Here is an 18,099-nt window from a genome sequence, read left to right as displayed (position 1 = left end):
GCGTCTTATTACTGACGGGTAGCATCATCGGAGACGTCAGCTCATATACGGACCGCCAGCTCGTCGCCCGCCCGGACCTCACCCCTCACCGGGGCGCTGCGCGCCACTGCTATTGATTACGGAGCCTTCCCATGGGGCACTACAAGTCGAATCTCCGCGACATCGAGTTCAACCTCTTCGAGGTCCTCGGGCGCGACAAGCTGTACGGCACCGGCACGTTCGCCGAGATGGACGTCGAGACGGCGAAGAGCATCCTCGAGGAGGTCACCCGCCTCGCGGAGAACGAGCTGGCCGACTCCTTCGCCGACGCCGACCGCACCCCGCCGGCCTTCGACCCGGAGACCAACACCGCGCCGGTCCCGGAGACGTTCAAGAAGTCGTACCAGGCGTTCATGGACTCCGAGTACTGGCGTCTGGGCCTGCCCGAGGAGATCGGCGGCACGACCTCCCCGCGCTCCCTGATCTGGTCCTACGCGGAGCTGGTGCTCGGCTCGAACCCGGCCGTCTGGATGTACTCCTCGGGCCCGGCGTTCGCCGGCATCCTCTTCGACGAGGGCAACGAGGCGCAGAAGAAGATCGCCGAGATCGCCGTCGAGAAGCAGTGGGGCTCGACGATGGTGCTGACCGAGCCGGACGCCGGTTCGGACGTCGGCGCGGGCCGCACGAAGGCCGTCGAGCAGGAAGACGGCTCCTGGCACATCGAGGGTGTGAAGCGCTTCATCACCTCGGGCGAGCACGACATGTCCGAGAACATCATTCACTACGTGCTGGCCCGCCCCGAGGGCGCAGGCCCGGGCACGAAGGGTCTGTCGCTCTTCATGGTCCCGAAGTTCCACTTCGACTGGACCACCGGTGAGCTGGGCGAGCGCAACGGCGTGTACGCGACGAACGTCGAGCACAAGATGGGCCTCAAGGCGTCCAACACGTGCGAGATGACCTTCGGCGACCAGCACCCCGCCAAGGGCTGGCTGATCGGTGACAAGCACGACGGCATCCGCCAGATGTTCCGCATCATCGAGTTCGCCCGCATGATGGTCGGCACGAAGGCCATCGCCACCCTCTCGACGGGTTACCTGAGCGCGCTGGAGTACGCCAAGGAGCGCGTCCAGGGCACCGACCTGGCGAACTTCATGGACAAGACCGCGCCCAAGGTCACCATCACGCACCACCCCGACGTGCGCCGCTCCCTGATGACGCAGAAGGCGTACGCGGAGGGCATGCGCTCCCTCGTGCTGTACACCGCCTCCGTCCAGGACGCGATCCAGGAGAAGGAGGCCGCGGGCGAGGACGCCAAGGCGCTGCACGGCCTCAACGACCTGCTGCTCCCGATCGTGAAGGGCTACGGCTCCGAGAAGTCGTACGAGCAGCTGGCGCAGTCGCTCCAGACGTTCGGCGGCTCCGGGTACCTCCAGGAGTACCCGATCGAGCAGTACATCCGTGACGCCAAGATCGACACCCTCTACGAGGGCACCACGGCGATCCAGGGCCAGGACTTCTTCTTCCGGAAGATCGTCCGCGACCAGGGTGCCTCGCTGAACGCACTGTCCGAGGAGATCAAGAAGTTCCTCGCCGGCGCCCACGGAAACGAGGAGCTGTCCGGTGCGCTGGACTCGCTCGCCAAGGCGGCCGTGGACCTGGAGGCGATCGTCGGCACGATGATCACCGACCTCACCGCGACCGGCGAGGACGTCAAGAACATCTACAAGGTCGGCCTGAACACCACCCGCCTGCTGCTGGCCTCCGGCGACGTCGTCGTCGGCTACCTGCTGCTGAAGGGCGCGGCCGTGGCGGCCGAGAAGCTGCCGACCGCCGCCGCGAAGGACGTCGCCTTCTACCAGGGCAAGATCGCCGCCGCGAAGTTCTTCGCCGCGAACGTCCTGCCGGGCGTCTCCACCGAGCGCGCGCTCGCCGAGGCGGTCGACGGTTCGCTGATGGAGCTGGACGAGGCCGCGTTCTAGCCTTCGGCGCGCAGCATCGGTCGATGAAGCGCCGCCGCCCGAATTCCTTCGGGCGGCGGCGCTGCCGTATCAGCCGGGTGCACGGCCGGGAATCCCGTCCGGGGGACATCCACCGGAGCCCGCCACCACCGGCCCGGGCGCTCCGCACGACATCGGCGTCGGCCCGGCTGCGATCGACACGCTGCGGCCCCCGGCCCGCAGGGCGGGCTGGTGATACGCGGATTCTTCCCGGCGCATCGTCGTTACAGTGAAGAACATGAGTTCTCCCCTCCGCTTCGACCGCGGTCACACCGACGACCTGATGGCCTTCCTGATGGCCAGCCCCACTCCGTACCACGCCGTGGCCACCGCCGCGGCGCGGCTGGAGAAGGCCGGCTTCCGGCAGGTCGAGGAGACCGCGGCCTGGGACGCGTCCACCGGCGGGAAGTACGTGCTGCGCGGCGGGGCGATCGTCGCCTGGTACGTGCCGGAGGGCGCCGGTGCGCACACCCCGTTCCGGATCGTCGGCGCGCACACCGACTCGCCGAACCTGCGGGTGAAGCCGCTGCCCGACACGGGGTCGTACGGCTGGCGGCAGGTCGCCGTCGAGGTGTACGGCGGGACGCTGCTCAACACCTGGCTGGACCGGGACCTCGGTCTCGCGGGCCGGATCAGCCTGCGGGACGGCACGCACCGGCTCGTCGACATCGACCGGCCGCTGCTGCGTGTGCCGCAGCTGGCCGTGCATCTGGACCGGTCGGCCAACACCGACGGGCTCAAGCTCGACCGGCAGAAGCACATGCAGCCGATCTGGGGCCTCGGGGACGTCGAGGAAGGCGGCCTGATCCGGTTCGTCGCCGAGGAGGCGGGGGTCGACGCGGCGGACGTGACCGGCTGGGACCTGATGCCGCACGCCGTGGAGCCGCCGGCCTACCTGGGCCGCGATCGCGAGCTGCTGGCCGGCCCGCGGATGGACAACCTGCTCTCCGTGCACGCGGCGACGGCCGCGCTCGCCGCCGTCGCCGGACAGCCGGACGAAGAGATTCCGTACATCCCGGTACTGGCCGCGTTCGACCACGAGGAGAACGGCTCCCAGTCGGACACCGGCGCGGACGGACCGCTGCTCGGCACGGTGCTGGAGCGGTCGGTCTTCGCCCGCGGCGGTACGTACGAGGACCGCGCCCGGGCCTTCGCGGGGACCGTCTGTCTCTCCTCCGACACCGGTCACGCGATCCACCCCAACTACGGCGAGCGCCACGACCCGACACACCACCCGGTGGCGAACGGCGGGCCGATCCTCAAGGTGAACGTCAACATGCGGTACGCCACCGACGGCAGCGGCCGGGCCGTGTTCGCGGCGGCGTGCGAGAAGGCGGGCGTGCCGTGGCAGACGTTTGTCTCCAACAACTCGATGCCGTGCGGCACGACGATCGGCCCGATCACCGCGGCCCGGCACGGCATCCAGACCGTGGACATCGGCGTCGCGATCCTGTCGATGCACAGTGCGCGTGAGCTGTGCGGCGCGGACGACCCGTATCTGCTCGCGAACGCGCTGACGGCGTTCCTGGCGGGCTGAGCGGCCGGACCCCGGCGGGGCCGCTCCTCGAGCGGCCCCTGCCGGGCAGCCCTACCGACGGGCGGGCCCGCCCCTTGTATGAGGAACCGCCCGTTCCGTCCGGGCCGTCCCCTCCCCATCCGCCCCGCACACATGCTTGCTGCCGGGCCGGGTACGCGATCCGTACAACGGTCCGGAGCCTCCGGGCCGCCAAGGAGGCGTGACCATGGGACTCGGAGGATGCATCATCCTCATCGCCGTCGGGGCGGTACTCGCCTTCGCCACCGACTGGAAGATGGACACCGTCAATGTCGACCTGGTCGGCTGGATCATGATGATCGTCGGCATCATCGGGGTCTTCGTCTACGCGAGCATCGCGCGGCGCCGCCGGGTGGTCGTACCGCCCAGCGCCACGGTCGTGTCCGAGGACGAGCGCCGCGGTCTCTGAACCGGTTTCCGGCCTCTTCGCTGCTGCGGCGCAGCTCACAGCAGTTCGGCGTGGCCGCGGGCAGTGATCCCGGACCGCGACGCCTGGTCCGGCCCCGCACCCGCAACGGCCGAAACCCTGCCGGGCAATCGCAGCTGCGCCGGCACGGCTCGCCGCCGCCCGGTCACGCTCACGGGAGGCGGCGGCATGGCTGCCGTGAAGGCGCCCGGCGGCGAGGGTGTCGCCGCCGGGCGCGGCGTAGTGGGCGACGGGCTGCCGGACGAACGGGCTCCGTAACGGCGCCGACGTTCTCCGAGCCCGTCAGGCCTGCTCGTCCATTCCGGCGAGCACCAGCGGCAGCCGGGGCGTTCCCTCCGCGGTCACGCGGACGGGGACGCCCCAGTCCTGCTGGTGGACGTGGCACGCCGGGTACTCGTTCGCCGGGTCGTCGTCGCACGACGCCGCCATCGCGGACACATGCAGAACGCCTTCGCAGACGCCGTCGGCCAGGACGAGGTCGCGGAAGAGATCGGTGCCGGGACCGGCGCCCTCCGCGAGCAGCTCGGGCGGGGTCGACGAGATCAGCAGCCGGGTCGAGGGACCGTACCGGGTGTCGAGCTTCTGACCGGCGGGCGCCTGGAAGACCACGTCCAGGCGGAGCGTGCCGGGGGCGATCTCGGTGGCCGCGCGCTGGGTGCGGTGCGCCTGGTCGGCGACGCGTACGGCCTCCTCGGGCAGGCGCAGCCGGGTCAGCCGGTGGCGGGCCGACTCGACGACGACGAGGTCGTCACCGACCAGCACGGCGTCGCTCGGCTCGCGCAGATCGGTGGCCAGGGTGGTGACCTCACCGGTGGCCGGGTCGTAACGGCGCAGGGCGTGGTTGTACGTGTCGCTGACGGCGACGGACCCGTCGGGCAGCGCGGTGACGCCCAGCGGGTGCTGGAAGAGCGCCTGGTCGGCGGCGCCGTCACGGTGGCCGAAGTCGAAGAGGCCGGTGCCGACGGCCGTGTGCACGGTCCCGTCCCGGTCGACGTAGCGCAGCGCGGACGTCTCCGAGTCGGCGACCCAGAGCCGTTCGCCGTCGGCCGCGGCCGCGAGCCCGGACGGCTGGGCGAACCAGGCCTCGTCGGCCGGACCGTCCACCAGACCCTCGTTGGTGGTGCCCGCGGCGACCTGCACGGTCCCGGCTTCCGGGTCGTACGACCACAGCTGGTGCACGCCCGCCATGGCGATCCACAGCCGGTCCGCGAACCAGGCGACGTCCCACGGGGACGAGAGGTCGACCTCGCGGGCCGGGCCGGTGGTCGGAGAGCCCTGCCACCACTGGCGACCGGTACCGGCGAGCGTCGTCGTCACCCCGGTCGTGAGGTCGAGGGCGCGGATGGCGTGATTGACGGTGTCGGCGACCGCGATCCGGCCGTCGGGCAGCACGGCCAGCCCCTGCGGCTCGCTGAAGCGGACGTCGTCGGGTCCGCCGTCCGTGAGTCCCCGGTCCCCCGTACCGAAGTGACGGCGGACCGTCTCGCCGTCCTGCTCGAGCTCGACGAGACGGTGCCGCGTGGTGTCGGAGACCAGGAAGCCGCCGTCCGGCAGCAGCAGGGCCTTGCCGGGGAAACGCAGATGCGTGGCGACGGGCTCGGGCGCCACGTACGGGCCGTCGCCACGGCGCAGCGTGCCCTTCTCGGCGTGCTCCGCCTCCAGTTCCTCGACGAGCTTCTCGATGGCGTGCGCGTGTCCCTCGCCGGCGTGCTGGGCGACGATGTAACCCTCGGGGTCGATGACGACGAGCGTGGGCCAGGCCCGTACGGCGTACTGCTTCCAGGTGGCGAGTTCGGGGTCGTCGAGGACGGGGTGGTGGACCTCGTACCGCTCGACGGCGTCGACGACGGCCTGGTGCTCGGCCTCGTGGACGAACTTCGGCGAGTGCACGCCGATGATCACCACGGTGTCGCGGTGCTTCTCCTCCAGCTCGCGCAGCTCATCGAGGACATGCAGACAGTTCACACAGCAGAATGTCCAGAAATCCAGGATGACGATGCGTCCCCGCAGGTCAGCGAGGGTGTACTGGTGGTCGCCTGTATTGAGCCAGCCGCCCTTGCCGATCAGCTCGGGGGCCCTGACGCGCGCACGTGTAGCCATGTGAACAGTCAACATCACCGTGGCCGTCCGCATTCCGGAGGGTCGCACGCATTCCGGGGAGTCCCGGGGGGAACCTGTGAGCCATGAGATTCCTGGTGCGTGAGCGACTCTTCGCCGTCGGCGACGACTACTGGATCGAGGACGCGGACGGGCGCAAGGTCTTCCTCGTCGACGGCAAGGCCCTGCGGGTGCGCGACACCTTCGAGCTGAAGGACGCGCAGGGCCGGATTCTGATCGAGATCAGACAGAAACTGCTGAGCCTGCGCGACACGATGCTCATCGAGCGCGACGGCGAGCAGCTCGCCAGGATCAAACGCAAGCGGCTGTCCCTGCTGCGCAACCACTACCGGGTGACGCTGGTGGACGGCACCGGGCTCGATGTCAGCGGCAAGATCCTGGACCGCGAGTTCGCCATCGACTACGACGGCGAACTGCTGGCCCAGATCTCGCGACGATGGCTGACCGTCCGGGACACGTACGGCATCGATGTCGTACGGGAGGACGCCGACATGGCGCTGCTGATCGCCGTCGCCGTGTGCGTGATCGTGCTGGCGGACAAGGAGCACGACGAGGAGTGAGGGCATGTGGGCTGTTTCACGTGAAACAGCCCAGGCCGGTGGCGGTGCGCCACGCTCGATGCCGGTGCGTCGCCCGCCGGGGCAGCGGCTGCGTCAGCGGACCGCCGACGGCGGGGCGAGGCCCAGGCGCCGGTCCTTGAGCGCCGGGAACTGCTCCCGCGTGGCGGCGACCTTCGCCGGGTCGAACTCCACGGTGAGCACCTCCTCGCCCGCGCCCGCCTCGGCGAGCACCTCGCCCCACGGGTCGACGGCGATGCTGTGCCCGGCCTGCTCGACCCCGGCGTGGGTGCCCCCGGTGCCGACGGCCAGGACGTACGCCTGGTTCTCGACGGCCCGCGCCCGGGCCAGCAGGGTCCAATGGGCGCGGCGGCGCTCCGGCCAGCCCGCCGGTACGACGAGCGTCTGCGCGCCCGCGTCGACGAGGCCACGGAACAGCTCGGGGAAGCGCAGGTCGTAGCAGGTGGCGAGGCCGAGCGTGGTCAGCGGCAGGGCGACTGTCACGAGGTCCTCGCCGGCGCCCATCATCACCGCCTCGCCCTTGTCGAAACCGAAGCGGTGGATCTTGCGGTACGCGGCGGCCCGCTCGCCCTCGGGCGTGAAGACCAGGGACGTGTTGTAGAGCGTGCCGTCATCGGCACGTTCCACGAAGGATCCCGCGTGCAGCCAGACCCCGGCATCGGCCGCGGCCTTCGCCATCAGGTCGTGCGTGGGCCCCAGAAGGGGTTCGGCCTCGTCGGCGAAGGCGGTGTACGCGAACGCGCCGACCGGCCAGAGTTCGGGAAGAACCACCAGATCGGCACCCCGCTGCTGCGCGACCAGCGAAGCCACGCGATCCCTACGGGAATTGACCGATTCGTCCGGGTCTACTGCGATCTGGATGAGGGAGGCGTGCACACTACCACCGTCCTGGCATTCGAGCCGTCAACGCGGGCCTACGATCGTCACACGAAAGCACTGCCGGGGTGCCTGCTCGCAGCGTAACTTAGCGACCGAACCTCCCACGCAGCCCGCAGCCGCCGCCCGCCGACCGCGCCCGCAGTCCAGCCCATGCACCGCAGAACCGCACGAGGGGTCCCGTGACCGTCCATCCCATCCTCCAGACCTACGCCGATGCCTGGACCCACTCCGTCGAGTCGATAGCCGAGCTGGTGAAGCCGCTCCCCGAGGGGGAGTGGAACCGTCGTACACCGTGCCCCGGTTGGTCGGTGCGTGACATCGTCTCGCACGTCATCGGCATGGAGTGCGAGCAGCTCGGCGATCCGCGGCCGATCCACACGCTGCCGCGCGATCTCTACCACGTACAGAACGAGTTCACCCGCTACATGGAGATGCAGGTCGATGTGCGGCGCCACCACACCGCACCCGAGATGACCTCCGAGCTGGAGTACACGATCATCCGCCGCTCCCGTCAGCTGCGGAACGAGGCGCGTGATCCGGAGACCATGACCAGGGCGCCGCTCGGCGCCGAGCAGACCCTGGAACTGGCGCTGCGGATGCGGGCCTTCGACGTCTGGGTGCACGAGCAGGACCTGCGGGCGTCGCTGGGACAGCCCGGCAATCTGGACTCCCCCGGAGCCACCATCACCCGGGACGTCCTGCTCGCCGCGCTGCCGAAGGTGGTCGCCAAGGACGCCGGCGCACCGCCTCAGTCGGCAGTCGTGCTCGATGTGCACGGGCCGGTGGAGTTCATGCGCACGGTCAGGGTCGACGCGGACGGCCATGGCTCCGTGGACGGAGCGCCGTCGTTGGGTCCCGCGGTGACGCTGTCGATGGACTGGGAGACGTACGTCCGGCTGGCCTGCGGGCGGGTGCGGCTGTCGGCGGTCGCGGACCGCATCAAGACCGAGGGCGACCAGGAGCTGGCCGCGGCGATCCTGCAGAACTTCGCCGTGACGCCGTGACGTCCGGCACCGTCACGCCGTAACAGCCGGAAGGGCCGGCGGCGCCCGTCGTTTCGTGGGACGAGGAGACGGGCGCGCCGCCGAGCCGGCCGCCGCAGCGGTCACGCGGGTACGTGCACGGCCTCCACACGGCTGATCACATGGTGGCTCCGCTCCCGGCGCGTGGCGCGGGCGTGCAGCCGCAGAATCTGCACGACCCCGAGCGCCTCCAGCACGAAGACGGAGGCGAACGCGATGCGGTAGTCGTCGCCCGTGGCGTCGAGCAGCACTCCGACGGCGAACAGGGTGGTCATCGAGGCCGTGAAGCCGCCCATGTTGACGATCCCCGAGGCGGTGCCCTGCCGCTCCGGCGGATTGGCCGGGCGCGCGAAGTCGAAGCCGATCATCGAGGCGGGACCGCAGGCGCCGAGCACCGTGCAGAGGGTGATCAGCAGCCACATCGGCGCATGGTCGCCCGGGTACAGGATGGCCGATGCCCACAGGGCGGCGGTCACCACGACCGTGCCGAGGGCCAGCGGGGCGCGCGCGGCATGGTGGCGGGCGATGATCTGCCCATAGACGAGGCCGACGGCCATGTTGGAGAGCACCACCAGGGTGAGCAGCTCCCCGGCGGTGGACCGGCTCAGCCCCTCCGCCTCCACCAGGAACGGCATCCCCCACAGCAGCAGGAACACCATGGCCGGGAACTGCGTGGTGAAGTGCACCCACATCCCGAGCCGGGTGCCCGGCTCCCGCCACGAGGCCGCAATCTGCCTGCGTACGTACGCGGCGCCGGTGTGCTCGACGGGCGGCGGCTCATGCCCCTCCGGGTGGTCCTTCAGGAAGAGGAGCAGCAGCACCAGCACCACGACGCCGGCCATCGCGCTGCCCGCGAACGTGGCGGTCCAGCCGAAGCCGTGCAGGGCGCGGGCGATGAAGAGCGTCGAGACGAGGTTGCCCGCCATGCCGAAGAGCGCGGCGACCTGGCCGATCAGCGGTCCGCGCCGGGCCGGGAACCAGCGGGCGCCGAGCCTGAGCACACTGATGAACGTCATGGCGTCGCCGCAGCCGAGCAGCGCCCGGGAGGCCAGCGCAGCGCCGTAGGACGGGGAGAGCGCGAAGCCGAGCTGCCCGATGGTGAACAGGACGGCCCCGGTGGTGAGGACCTTCTTGGTGCCGAACCGGTCGACCAGCAGGCCGACCGGTATCTGCATGCCCGCGTAGACGAGCAGCTGAAGGATGGAGAACGTCGACAGGGCGGAGGCGTTGATGCCGAACCGGTCGGCGGCGTCCAGGCCGGCGACTCCGAGGCTCGTACGGAAGATGATCGCCACGAAGTAGACGGCGACACCGATGCCCCAGACCCGGGCGGCACGCCGGCCGCCGGGCGGGTCACCGGGCAGGGACAGGGTGGGGGCACCGGCAGAGCTCACCGGTCCTCACCCCGGACCAGCACCTTGACCCGGCTGACATGGCGCCGCACGACCTGCGCGGCGCCGTCGGCGTCACCGGCTCTGATCGCTTCCAGCAGCTCACCGTGCTCGGCGATGTTGGCGGCGATCCTGCCCGGGTGCGCCTCCATCACGGCGACCCCCATCCGCAGCTGCCGGTCGCGCAGCTGGTCGTAGAGGCGCGACAGGATGTTGTTGCCCGCGTGGCGCACGATCTCGGCGTGGAAGCAGCGGTCCGCGACCGACACGGCGGCGAGATCCCCGGCCTCCACCTGCCGCCGCTGCTCCTCGAGCAGCTCCTCCAGCCGGGCGATCAGCTTCGCGGAGGCGGGCACGGCCTTGCGGGCGGCGAACTCCTCGACGAGCAGCCGGGTCTCCACCACGTCCGAGATCTCCTGCGCGGAGACGGCGAGCACCAGGGCCCCCTTCTTCGGATAGAGCTTGATCAGCCCCTCGACCTCCAGCCGCAGCAGCGCCTCGCGCACCGGCGTGCGGGAGACGCCGACGGCCTCTGCGAGATCCCCTTCGGTCAGCAGCGTCCCGCCCTCGTAACGGCGGTCGAGCACCGCCTCCTTGATGTGGGTGTAGACGCGCTCGGCGGCGGGCGGCTGCTTGCCGGCCGGCTTCGCAGCGGACTTCACGGGGCGCTCCATCGAGCGCTTCACGACGGGGGGTGCGGCAGGCATGCACACAGCATAGATACAACATGGACACATGCGCCGCGCCGATCCGCCATCCGGACGGGCACCGCCCCCGGCGCCGCCCCGGCAACGTTCCCGAAATCACCCCATGTTTCGGTACATCCATCGCCCTGCCTCATGAGTCTCACCACCGAGCGGCACCCTTATGTAGCCGCATTCCAGGGGCATTTGGAGCGTTCGAATTGAAAATCGGAATCAAGGGAACACGTCGCGCATCCGCCGCCGCCACCGTGGCTCTGACCGCGGGCGCCGTCCTCACGGGCAGCGTGTTCGCCACCGCGGCGCAGGCCGCTACGCCGCCCACACCCACGATCGTCGCCAAGGGCGGCTTCGTGATGGACGACGGCACCGCGACGACCCTGTTCACCAAGGCCGCGGACACCCGTCGCTCCACCGGTTCCACCACCAAGATCATGACGGCCAAGGTGGTCCTGGCGCAGAAGAACCTCAACCTGGATTCCAAGGTCACGATCCAGCAGGCGTACAGCGACTACATCGTCTCCAAGGGCGCCTCGTCGGCCCACCTGATCGTCGGCGACAAGGTCACCGTCCGCCAGCTTCTGTACGGTCTGATGCTGCCGTCCGGCTGCGATGCCGCGTACGCCCTCGCCGACAAGTTCGGCACCGGCTCCACCCGCGCGGCCCGCGTGAAGTCGTTCATCGGCAAGATGAACGCCTCCGCCACGTCCCTCGGCCTGAAGAACACGCACTTCGACTCGTTCGACGGCATAGGGAATGGCTCGAACTACTCGACGCCGCGCGACCTGACGAAGATCGCCAGCAGCGCGATGAAGAACGCGACGTTCCGCACGGTCGTGAAGACGAGGTCGACCAGGCAGAAGGTCACCACGAAGAGCGGCGGTTACCGCTACATGTCGTGGACCAACACCAACAAGCTGCTCGGCACCTACAGCGGTGCGATCGGCGTGAAGACCGGATCCGGCCCGACGGCCAAGTACTGCCTGGTCTTCGCCGCGACCCGGAACGGCAGGACGGTCATCGGCACCGTCCTCGCCTCCACGTCCGAGACGACCCGGACGGCGGACGCGAAGAAGCTCATGGACTACGGCTTCAAGAAGGACGTTCCCCGGAGCATCCGAAGGGGCCTGTAGCACCACGCCCAGGCGGGTAGGCAGAAGGGGCCGGTGGCACTGGCAGTGCCACCGGCCCCTTCGGCGTACGCGGGGTGTTACGCCCAGGTGATCAGCCGCTTGGGCTGTTCCAGGATCGCCGCGACATCGGCGAGCACCTTCGAGCCGAGCTCGCCGTCGACCAGACGGTGGTCGAACGACAGTGCCAGCGTGGTGACCTGACGAGGCTTCACCTTGCCCTTGTGGACCCACGGCTGCAGCTTGATCGCGCCGACCGCGAGGATCGCGGACTCGCCCGGGTTCAGGATCGGCGTGCCCGTGTCGACGCCGAAGACGCCGACGTTGGTGATCGTCACCGTGCCGCCCGCCATAGCCGCGGGGGACGTCCTGCCCTCGCGTGCCGTGGTGACCAGTTCGCCCAGTGCCGCGGCGAGCTGGGGCAGGGTCTTGTCGTGCGCGTCCTTGATGTTCGGCACGATCAGACCGCGCGGGGTGGCGGCCGCGATGCCCAGGTTCACGTAGTGCTTCTGCACGATCTCCTGGTTGGCCTCGTCCCAGGCGGCGTTGACCTCCGGGTTCCGCTTGATCGCGACCAGGAGTGCCTTGGCGATGATCAGGAGCGGGTTGACCCGGACCCCCGCCATGTCCTTGTCGTCCTTGAGCTCCGCCACGAGCTTCATCGTGCGCGTGACGTCGACCGTCACGAACTCGGTGACATGCGGAGCCGTGAACGCGCTGCCGACCATCGCCTGCGCGATGGCCTTCCGCACGCCCTTGACCGGGATACGGGTCTCCCGAACACCCGGTTCGGAGACCGCCGCGACAGGTGCCGCGGGAGCGGGCACGGGTACCTGTGCCTGCGCCGGTACGGGCACGGCCGCCGCGTGCACGTCCTCGCGGGTGATGATCCCGTCCGGACCGGTCGGGACGACCGTCGCCAGATCGATACCGAGGTCCTTCGCCAGCTTGCGCACCGGCGGCTTGGCGAGCGGGCGGCTCGCAGGAACGGGCACGGCAGCCGGAGCGACGGCGGGGGCGGCAGCGTGTCCGCGGCCGTTGAGCTCGCCCTGTATCCCGGCGGCCGCGGCCACCGGGGCGGCCGTCCCGTCACCCTTGCGGGCACGCCGCTTGGTGGAGGACTCGGCCACGCCGTAACCCACCAGCACCGGCTGGCGGCCCTTCGGCTCTTCGGGCTCGGCCTCCGGTTCGGCGACGGGAGCGGCCTCCGGAGCCGGCGCCTCGGTGCTGCCCGGTGCCACGTCCACCGCGATGATCACCTGGCCGACGTCGACGGTCGTGCCCTCGGGGAAGCGCAGCTCGTGCACCACTCCGTCGAACGGGATCGGCAGTTCCACGGCCGCCTTCGCGGTCTCGACCTCGCACACGACCTGGCCGTCGGAGACGGTGTCGCCGGGCTGGACGTACCACTTGAGGATCTCGGCCTCGGTCAGTCCCTCGCCCACGTCGGGCATCTTGAACTCACGGAAGCGAGCAGACGTTTCGGTCATCGTCGTCACGACCCCTCTCCTCAGTACGCCAGCGAGCGGTCGACGGCGTCGAGCACGCGGTCCAGGCCCGGCAGGTACTCGTCCTCGAGCCGCGCCGGCGGATACGGGGCGTGATAGCCGCCGACCCGGAGCACCGGTGCTTCGAGATGGTAGAAGCACCGCTCCGTGATGCGGGCGGCGATCTCGGCCCCGGAGCCGTAGAACACCGGCGCCTCGTGGACCACGACCAGCCGGCCGGTCTTCTCGACCGACGCCTGGACGGTGTCGAAGTCGATCGGGGACATCGACCGCAGGTCCAGGACCTCGATCGACTTGCCCTCCTCCTGGGCGGCCGCGGCCGCCTCCAGGCAGACCTTCACCATCGGGCCGTACGCGACGAGGGTGAGGTCGGAGCCCTCCCGTACCGTCGCGGCCTTGTGCAGCGGGCCGGGGATGAGGTCGGTCTCGACCTCGCCCTTGTCCCAGTAGCGCCGCTTCGGCTCGAAGAAGATGATCGGGTCGTTGCTCTGGACGGCTTGCTGCATCATCCAGTAGGCGTCCGACGCGTTGGACGGCGAGACCACCTTCAACCCCGCGACATGCGCGAACAGGGCCTCGGGCGATTCGCTGTGGTGCTCGACGGCGCCGATGCCGCCGCCGTACGGGATCCGGACGACGACCGGCAGCTTGATCTTGCCGAGCGCGCGGGCGTGCATCTTGGCGAGCTGCGTGACGATCTGGTCGTACGCCGGGAAGACGAAGCCGTCGAACTGGATCTCCACGATCGGCCGGTAGCCGCGCAGGGCCAGACCGATCGCGGTGCCGACGATGCCGGACTCGGCGAGCGGGGTGTCGATGACCCGGTCCTCGCCGAAGTCCTTCTGGAGCCCGTCGGTGATCCGGAAGACCCCGCCCAGCTTGCCGACGTCCTCACCCATGATGAGGACCTTGGGGTCGGTGTCGAGGGCCTTGCGCAGCGACTCGTTGAGCGCCTTCGCGAGGGACATCTTCTGCGTGGCCATGACTAGTTGCCCTCCTCGGCGAACGAAGCCTGGTAGGCGGCGAACTGGGCACGCTCCTCGTCGACGAGCGGGTTCCCGTCGGCGTAGGCGTGGTCGAAGATCGCCATCCGGTCCGGGTCGGGCATGGCCCGCACCGCTTCCCGGACCCGCTTGCCGAGAGCCTCGCTCTCGGCCTCCAGCGCGGCGAAGAACGCCTCGTCGGCGAGCTCCTGCTTCTCCAGGTACGTACGCAGCCGCAGGATCGGGTCCTTGGCCTCCCAGGAGGCACGCTCCTCGTCCGCCCGGTACTTCGTCGGGTCGTCGGAGGTGGTGTGCGCGCCCATCCGGTAGGTGAACGCCTCGACGAGGGTGGGACCCTCGCCCCGGCGGGCCCGCTCGAGCGCCGACTTGGTGACGGCCAGGCACGCGAGGACGTCGTTGCCGTCGACCCGGACACCGGGGAAGCCGAAGCCCTGGGCGCGCTGGTAGAGCGGCACCCGGGTCTGCTTCTCGGTCGGCTCGGAGATCGCCCACTGGTTGTTCTGGCAGAAGAACACCACGGGCGCGTTGTAGACCGCGGAGAAGGTGAACGACTCGGCCACGTCACCCTGGCTGGAGGCGCCGTCACCGAAGTACGCGATCACGGCCGAGTCCGCGCCGTCCTTGGCGACGCCCATGGCATAGCCGGTGGCGTGCAGGGTCTGCGAGCCGATGACGATCGTGTACAGGTGGAAGTTGTTGGTGTTCGGGTCCCAGCCGCCGTGGTTCACACCGCGGAACATCCCGAGCAGGTTGGTCGGGTCGACCCCGCGGCACCAGGCGACCCCGTGCTCACGGTAGGTCGGGAAGACATAGTCGTCGTCGCGCAGCGCCCGGCCGGAGCCGATCTGGGCGGCCTCCTGGCCCAGCAGCGACGCCCACAGGCCCAGCTCGCCCTGACGCTGCAGCGCGGTGGCCTCGGCGTCGAAGCGCCGGGTCAGGACCATGTCCCGGTACAGACCGCGCAGCTCGTCCGCGGTCAGGTCGATCGTGTAGTCCGGGTGCTCCACCCGCTCGCCCTCGGGCGTCAGCAGTTGTACGAGCTCGGGCTCCGAACTCTGTGGCGTCCTCGCGGCGCTGGTCCGCTTGCTGCTGCGTCGCGGTTTGCGCGCGGCAGTGCTCTCCACGGTCACGTGCGTGCTCCTCCGTCGGTCCGGCCCCCGGGGTCTGCCGGGAGACCAGTGCGGCTCGCCTGTGTCCGTACCCGTGCACGGGGTGGGTGCCGCTCGGCCGGGAACAGGCGTGACAGGTGCCCCGGCGAGCGTCCTGCCAAAGGCACGTTACCCAGTGCGCCCCACAACTACGAAACCCTGTCTGACCTGCGATTTTGCTTGGATTTCCAAGTAAATCGAAAAAGTCGGGAACTTTCGCTGGTCACAGCACTGGTAACAGCCTTGCAGGCCGCCGGAACAACGGCACGTTATCCCGCCGTTCAGCGGCAGGGAAGAGGGGAGTGTGTGAGACTGCATTTGTGCGCGAAGAAGGAAAAATCACCGTTTTTCTACTGGATGACCACGAGGTCGTCCGACGGGGCGTCCATGAATTGCTCTCGTGCGAGCAGGACATCGAAGTCGTCGGCGAGGCCGGCACGGCGGCGGACGCGCTGGTCCGCATCCTCGCCACCCGGCCCGATGTGGCGGTGCTCGACGTGCGGCTGCCGGACGGCAGCGGGGTGGAGGTCTGCCGGGAGATCCGCTCCAAGGACGACAGCATCAAATGCCTGATGCTGACGTCGTACGCCGATGACGAGGCCCTCTTCGACGCGATCATGGCGGGCGCGTCGGGATATGTGCTGAAGGCGATCCGCGGCAATGAGCTGCTCACGGCAGTACGGGACGTGGCGGCCGGAAAGTCGCTGCTGGATCCCGTGGCCACCGCGCGCGTGCTGGAACGGCTGCGCGAGGGCAAGAAGAGCCGGAGCGACGACAAGCTGTCCTCCCTCACCGACCAGGAGCGCCGGATCCTCGACCTGATCGGCGAGGGGCTGACGAACCGGGTGATCGGCGAGCGGCTGCACCTCGCCGAGAAGACGATCAAGAACTATGTCTCCAGCCTGCTGTCCAAGCTGGGCATGGAGCGACGCTCGCAGGCGGCCGCCTATGTGGCGCGGCTGGAGGCCGAGCGGCGCTGAGCCGACGCGGCGCGCGGCACCGGGCCGCGGTCGCCGCGGACGTTTCGGGACCTTGGTCCCGGGCGACCCGGGGCTGCGGCCTCTTTCTGGGTCCACCACCGTGACGGAGAGTGGACGCATGCCCTCTGCGGAACCCCGGACGACGGAACCACCAGCACCAGCACCAGCACCCCCGGCGATGGAACCCCCACCGATGGAGCCGGGGGCGATCGAGCTGCTCGGGCGGGTGCGGTACGGCCGGCTGGCGACGACCCGTCGGGCCCTTCCGTTTCTGGCGGTGGCCCGCCATCTCGTGATCGACGGGCACGTGGTCCTGAGGATGCACAACGCGCTCGGCCGGAAGGAGTCGTGCGACGGCAGCGTCGTCGCGTACGCGGTGGACAACTTCAACACGGCGGACACCGGGGACGCGGGCGGCGGCGATCTGTGGTCGGTGCAGCTCACCGGTCCCGCCGAGGTCGTACATCCGACCGAGGAGCATCGCGCGCGCTTCGGTGCGACACCGCTCCAGGTCGACGGCGAGCCGTTCGAGCCGGTCTATCTCCGGCTCGCCCCGCACTTCGTCACTACGCACACTCTGAGCCGTCACGCAAGTCAGCCGAGTCACCACACAGCGTGATCTACCATTTGGTGAGTGCCGCGCTCATCTGTAGCCCTCCCACCCGTACCGCCGGTCATCGAGGTGCTGCAGCGCTACCCGGACGCGGGTGAGCCCCTCACCTGCAGCCCCGTCACCCAGGGCCTGCTCAACCACGGCTACCGCGTGTCCACCACCCGCGGCTCGTACTTCCTCAAGCATCACCTCGACGACTCCACCGGCGACCGCGCGACCATCGTCCGCCAGCACCGCGCCACCCAGCGGCTGCAGTCGCTCGGAGTGCCGGTCGCGCCGCCCGTCGAGGACACGGAGGGCGGCACGGTCACCGAGATCGGCGGCCGGTGCTATGCCCTGCACCCGTGGGTGGACGGACTGCACCGGGTGGGCGCCCAGCTGACCACCGCCCAGTCGCAGCGGCTCGGGGCGCTCCTCGGAGCCGTACACACCGGCCTTGCGCAGGTCATGGAGACTGGGGCCGCCCAGGGGCGCGGACCTGCGAGCCCGGACGCCGCCGACACGTTCGCCCTGATCGACGATCTGCTCGACGCAGCGCGCGGACGGCGGCCCCGGGACTCCTTCGACGAGCTGGCCGAGCACCGTCTCGTCGAGCGGCGCGCCCTCCTGGAGCAGTACGCCGACCGCCGGCCGCCCGCCCCCGACGTCCCGGCGACCGGTTGGGTGCACGGCGACTTCCACCCGCTGAACGTGCTGTACCGGGGGGCGAATCCGGTGGCGATCATCGACTGGGACCGGCTGGGGGTGCAGCCGCGCGCCGAGGAGGCCGTACGGGCCGCGGCGATCTTCTTCGTACAGCCCGCCGGAAAGCTGGAGCTGGACAAGGTACGGGCGTACGCACGGGCCTACCGGGGGGCGACCGGCGCGGGCGCCGCCGAACTCGCCGCCGCGGTGCACCGGGTGTGGTGGGAGCGGCTCAACGACTTCTGGATACTGCGCTGGCGCTACCGCCTGCACGACGGAAGGGCCGACCCGCAGTTTCCTGCGGTGTCGGCCCTGGCGGTCTGGTGGACGCGGGAGTACGAGGCGGTGCGCGAGGCCTTCACGGAGTGAGGGCCTCGCGGGTCCC

General features: G+C 70.0%; 16 protein-coding genes. 9 read left to right on the top strand and 7 right to left on the bottom strand.

From position 1 onward, the window contains the following. The first annotated feature begins 131 nt into the window (after positions 1-131). The 3 genes from LRD69_RS16450 to LRD69_RS16440 all read left to right on the top strand — a co-directional run bounded on the left by LRD69_RS16450 (position 132) and on the right by LRD69_RS16440 (position 3,940). Positions 132-1,958 carry an acyl-CoA dehydrogenase gene (locus LRD69_RS16450; RefSeq protein ID WP_277327322.1) on the top strand — a complete coding sequence of 609 codons (1,827 nt, stop codon included), beginning with the start codon at positions 132-134 and terminating at the stop codon, positions 1,956-1,958. Between the two features lie 256 nt (positions 1,959-2,214). Beyond that, entirely contained in the window at positions 2,215-3,513 is a 1,299-nt protein-coding gene (locus LRD69_RS16445; RefSeq protein ID WP_277327321.1) for a M18 family aminopeptidase, read from the top strand. Between the two features lie 205 nt (positions 3,514-3,718). Continuing rightward, on the top strand, positions 3,719-3,940 hold the full coding sequence (locus tag LRD69_RS16440) for a DUF6458 family protein (RefSeq protein WP_277327320.1): 222 nt from the start codon (positions 3,719-3,721) through the stop codon (positions 3,938-3,940). Between the two features lie 300 nt (positions 3,941-4,240). Here LRD69_RS16440 and LRD69_RS16435 read toward each other — a convergent pair whose 3' ends face one another. Beyond that, positions 4,241-6,058 carry a thioredoxin-like domain-containing protein gene (locus LRD69_RS16435; RefSeq protein WP_277327319.1) on the bottom strand — a complete coding sequence of 606 codons (1,818 nt, stop codon included), beginning with the start codon at positions 6,056-6,058 and terminating at the stop codon, positions 4,241-4,243. Between the two features lie 83 nt (positions 6,059-6,141). On the opposite strand from LRD69_RS16435, the gene LRD69_RS16430 reads away from it, so the two are divergent. Beyond that, the gene (locus LRD69_RS16430) at positions 6,142-6,636 is read left to right on the top strand and encodes an LURP-one-related family protein (RefSeq protein WP_277327318.1); all 495 of its coding nucleotides are present in this window, start codon (positions 6,142-6,144) and stop codon (positions 6,634-6,636) included. A gap of 93 nt (positions 6,637-6,729) precedes the next feature. Here the strand turns inward: LRD69_RS16430 and LRD69_RS16425 are convergent, their stop codons facing one another. Then, a complete protein-coding gene (locus tag LRD69_RS16425; RefSeq protein WP_277327317.1) occupies positions 6,730-7,530 on the bottom strand; it encodes a carbon-nitrogen family hydrolase in 801 nt (266 codons plus the stop codon). A gap of 182 nt (positions 7,531-7,712) precedes the next feature. Between LRD69_RS16425 and LRD69_RS16420 the strand changes: the two genes are divergently transcribed. Further along, positions 7,713-8,537 (top strand): maleylpyruvate isomerase family mycothiol-dependent enzyme, encoded by an 825-nt coding sequence (locus LRD69_RS16420; protein ID WP_277327316.1) that lies wholly within the window; start codon positions 7,713-7,715, stop codon positions 8,535-8,537. A 101-nt stretch (positions 8,538-8,638) separates the two neighbouring features. On the opposite strand, the gene LRD69_RS16415 is transcribed toward LRD69_RS16420, so the two are convergent. Together LRD69_RS16415 and LRD69_RS16410 are read right to left on the bottom strand one after the other, a co-directional pair. Beyond that, a complete protein-coding gene (locus tag LRD69_RS16415; RefSeq protein ID WP_277327315.1) occupies positions 8,639-9,949 on the bottom strand; it encodes an MFS transporter in 1,311 nt (436 codons plus the stop codon). Continuing rightward, entirely contained in the window at positions 9,946-10,620 is a 675-nt protein-coding gene (locus LRD69_RS16410) for a GntR family transcriptional regulator (protein WP_277329757.1), read from the bottom strand. Before LRD69_RS16410 ends, LRD69_RS16415 begins: the two co-directional genes overlap by 4 nt. A gap of 230 nt (positions 10,621-10,850) precedes the next feature. On the opposite strand from LRD69_RS16410, the gene LRD69_RS16405 reads away from it, so the two are divergent. Then, on the top strand, positions 10,851-11,780 hold the full coding sequence (locus LRD69_RS16405) for a D-alanyl-D-alanine carboxypeptidase (RefSeq protein ID WP_277327314.1): 930 nt from the start codon (positions 10,851-10,853) through the stop codon (positions 11,778-11,780). 77 nt (positions 11,781-11,857) lie between these two features. Here LRD69_RS16405 and LRD69_RS16400 read toward each other — a convergent pair whose 3' ends face one another. Genes LRD69_RS16400 through pdhA form a run of 3 tightly spaced genes read right to left on the bottom strand, consistent with a single transcriptional unit; the run spans position 11,858 to position 15,419 of the window. Continuing rightward, positions 11,858-13,276, bottom strand: coding sequence for a dihydrolipoamide acetyltransferase family protein (locus LRD69_RS16400; RefSeq protein WP_277327313.1), 1,419 nt, complete (start codon positions 13,274-13,276; stop codon positions 11,858-11,860). Between the two features lie 11 nt (positions 13,277-13,287). Further along, the gene (locus LRD69_RS16395) at positions 13,288-14,268 is read right to left on the bottom strand and encodes an alpha-ketoacid dehydrogenase subunit beta (RefSeq protein WP_277327312.1); all 981 of its coding nucleotides are present in this window, start codon (positions 14,266-14,268) and stop codon (positions 13,288-13,290) included. Between the two features lie 2 nt (positions 14,269-14,270). Beyond that, a complete protein-coding gene (pdhA, locus tag LRD69_RS16390) occupies positions 14,271-15,419 on the bottom strand; it encodes a pyruvate dehydrogenase (acetyl-transferring) E1 component subunit alpha (protein ID WP_277327311.1) in 1,149 nt (382 codons plus the stop codon). 338 nt (positions 15,420-15,757) lie between these two features. On the opposite strand from pdhA, the gene LRD69_RS16385 reads away from it, so the two are divergent. From LRD69_RS16385 to LRD69_RS16375, 3 genes are all read left to right on the top strand, one after another. Then, complete coding sequence (locus LRD69_RS16385) at positions 15,758-16,417, top strand: response regulator transcription factor (protein ID WP_277327310.1); 660 nt, start codon at positions 15,758-15,760, stop codon at positions 16,415-16,417. A 178-nt stretch (positions 16,418-16,595) separates the two neighbouring features. Further along, the gene (locus tag LRD69_RS16380; protein ID WP_277327309.1) at positions 16,596-17,036 is read left to right on the top strand and encodes a pyridoxamine 5'-phosphate oxidase family protein; all 441 of its coding nucleotides are present in this window, start codon (positions 16,596-16,598) and stop codon (positions 17,034-17,036) included. A 63-nt stretch (positions 17,037-17,099) separates the two neighbouring features. Further along, positions 17,100-18,083, top strand: coding sequence for a phosphotransferase (locus tag LRD69_RS16375; RefSeq protein ID WP_277329756.1), 984 nt, complete (start codon positions 17,100-17,102; stop codon positions 18,081-18,083). Positions 18,084-18,099: the final 16 nt, after the last annotated feature.

Origin of the sequence: Streptomyces sp. JH14 (genome assembly GCF_029428675.1) — a bacterium.
Taxonomy (GTDB): domain Bacteria; phylum Actinomycetota; class Actinomycetes; order Streptomycetales; family Streptomycetaceae; genus Streptomyces.
Note: the sequence above shows the minus strand (reverse complement) of the source record. Positions and strands in the feature narration are given on the sequence as shown.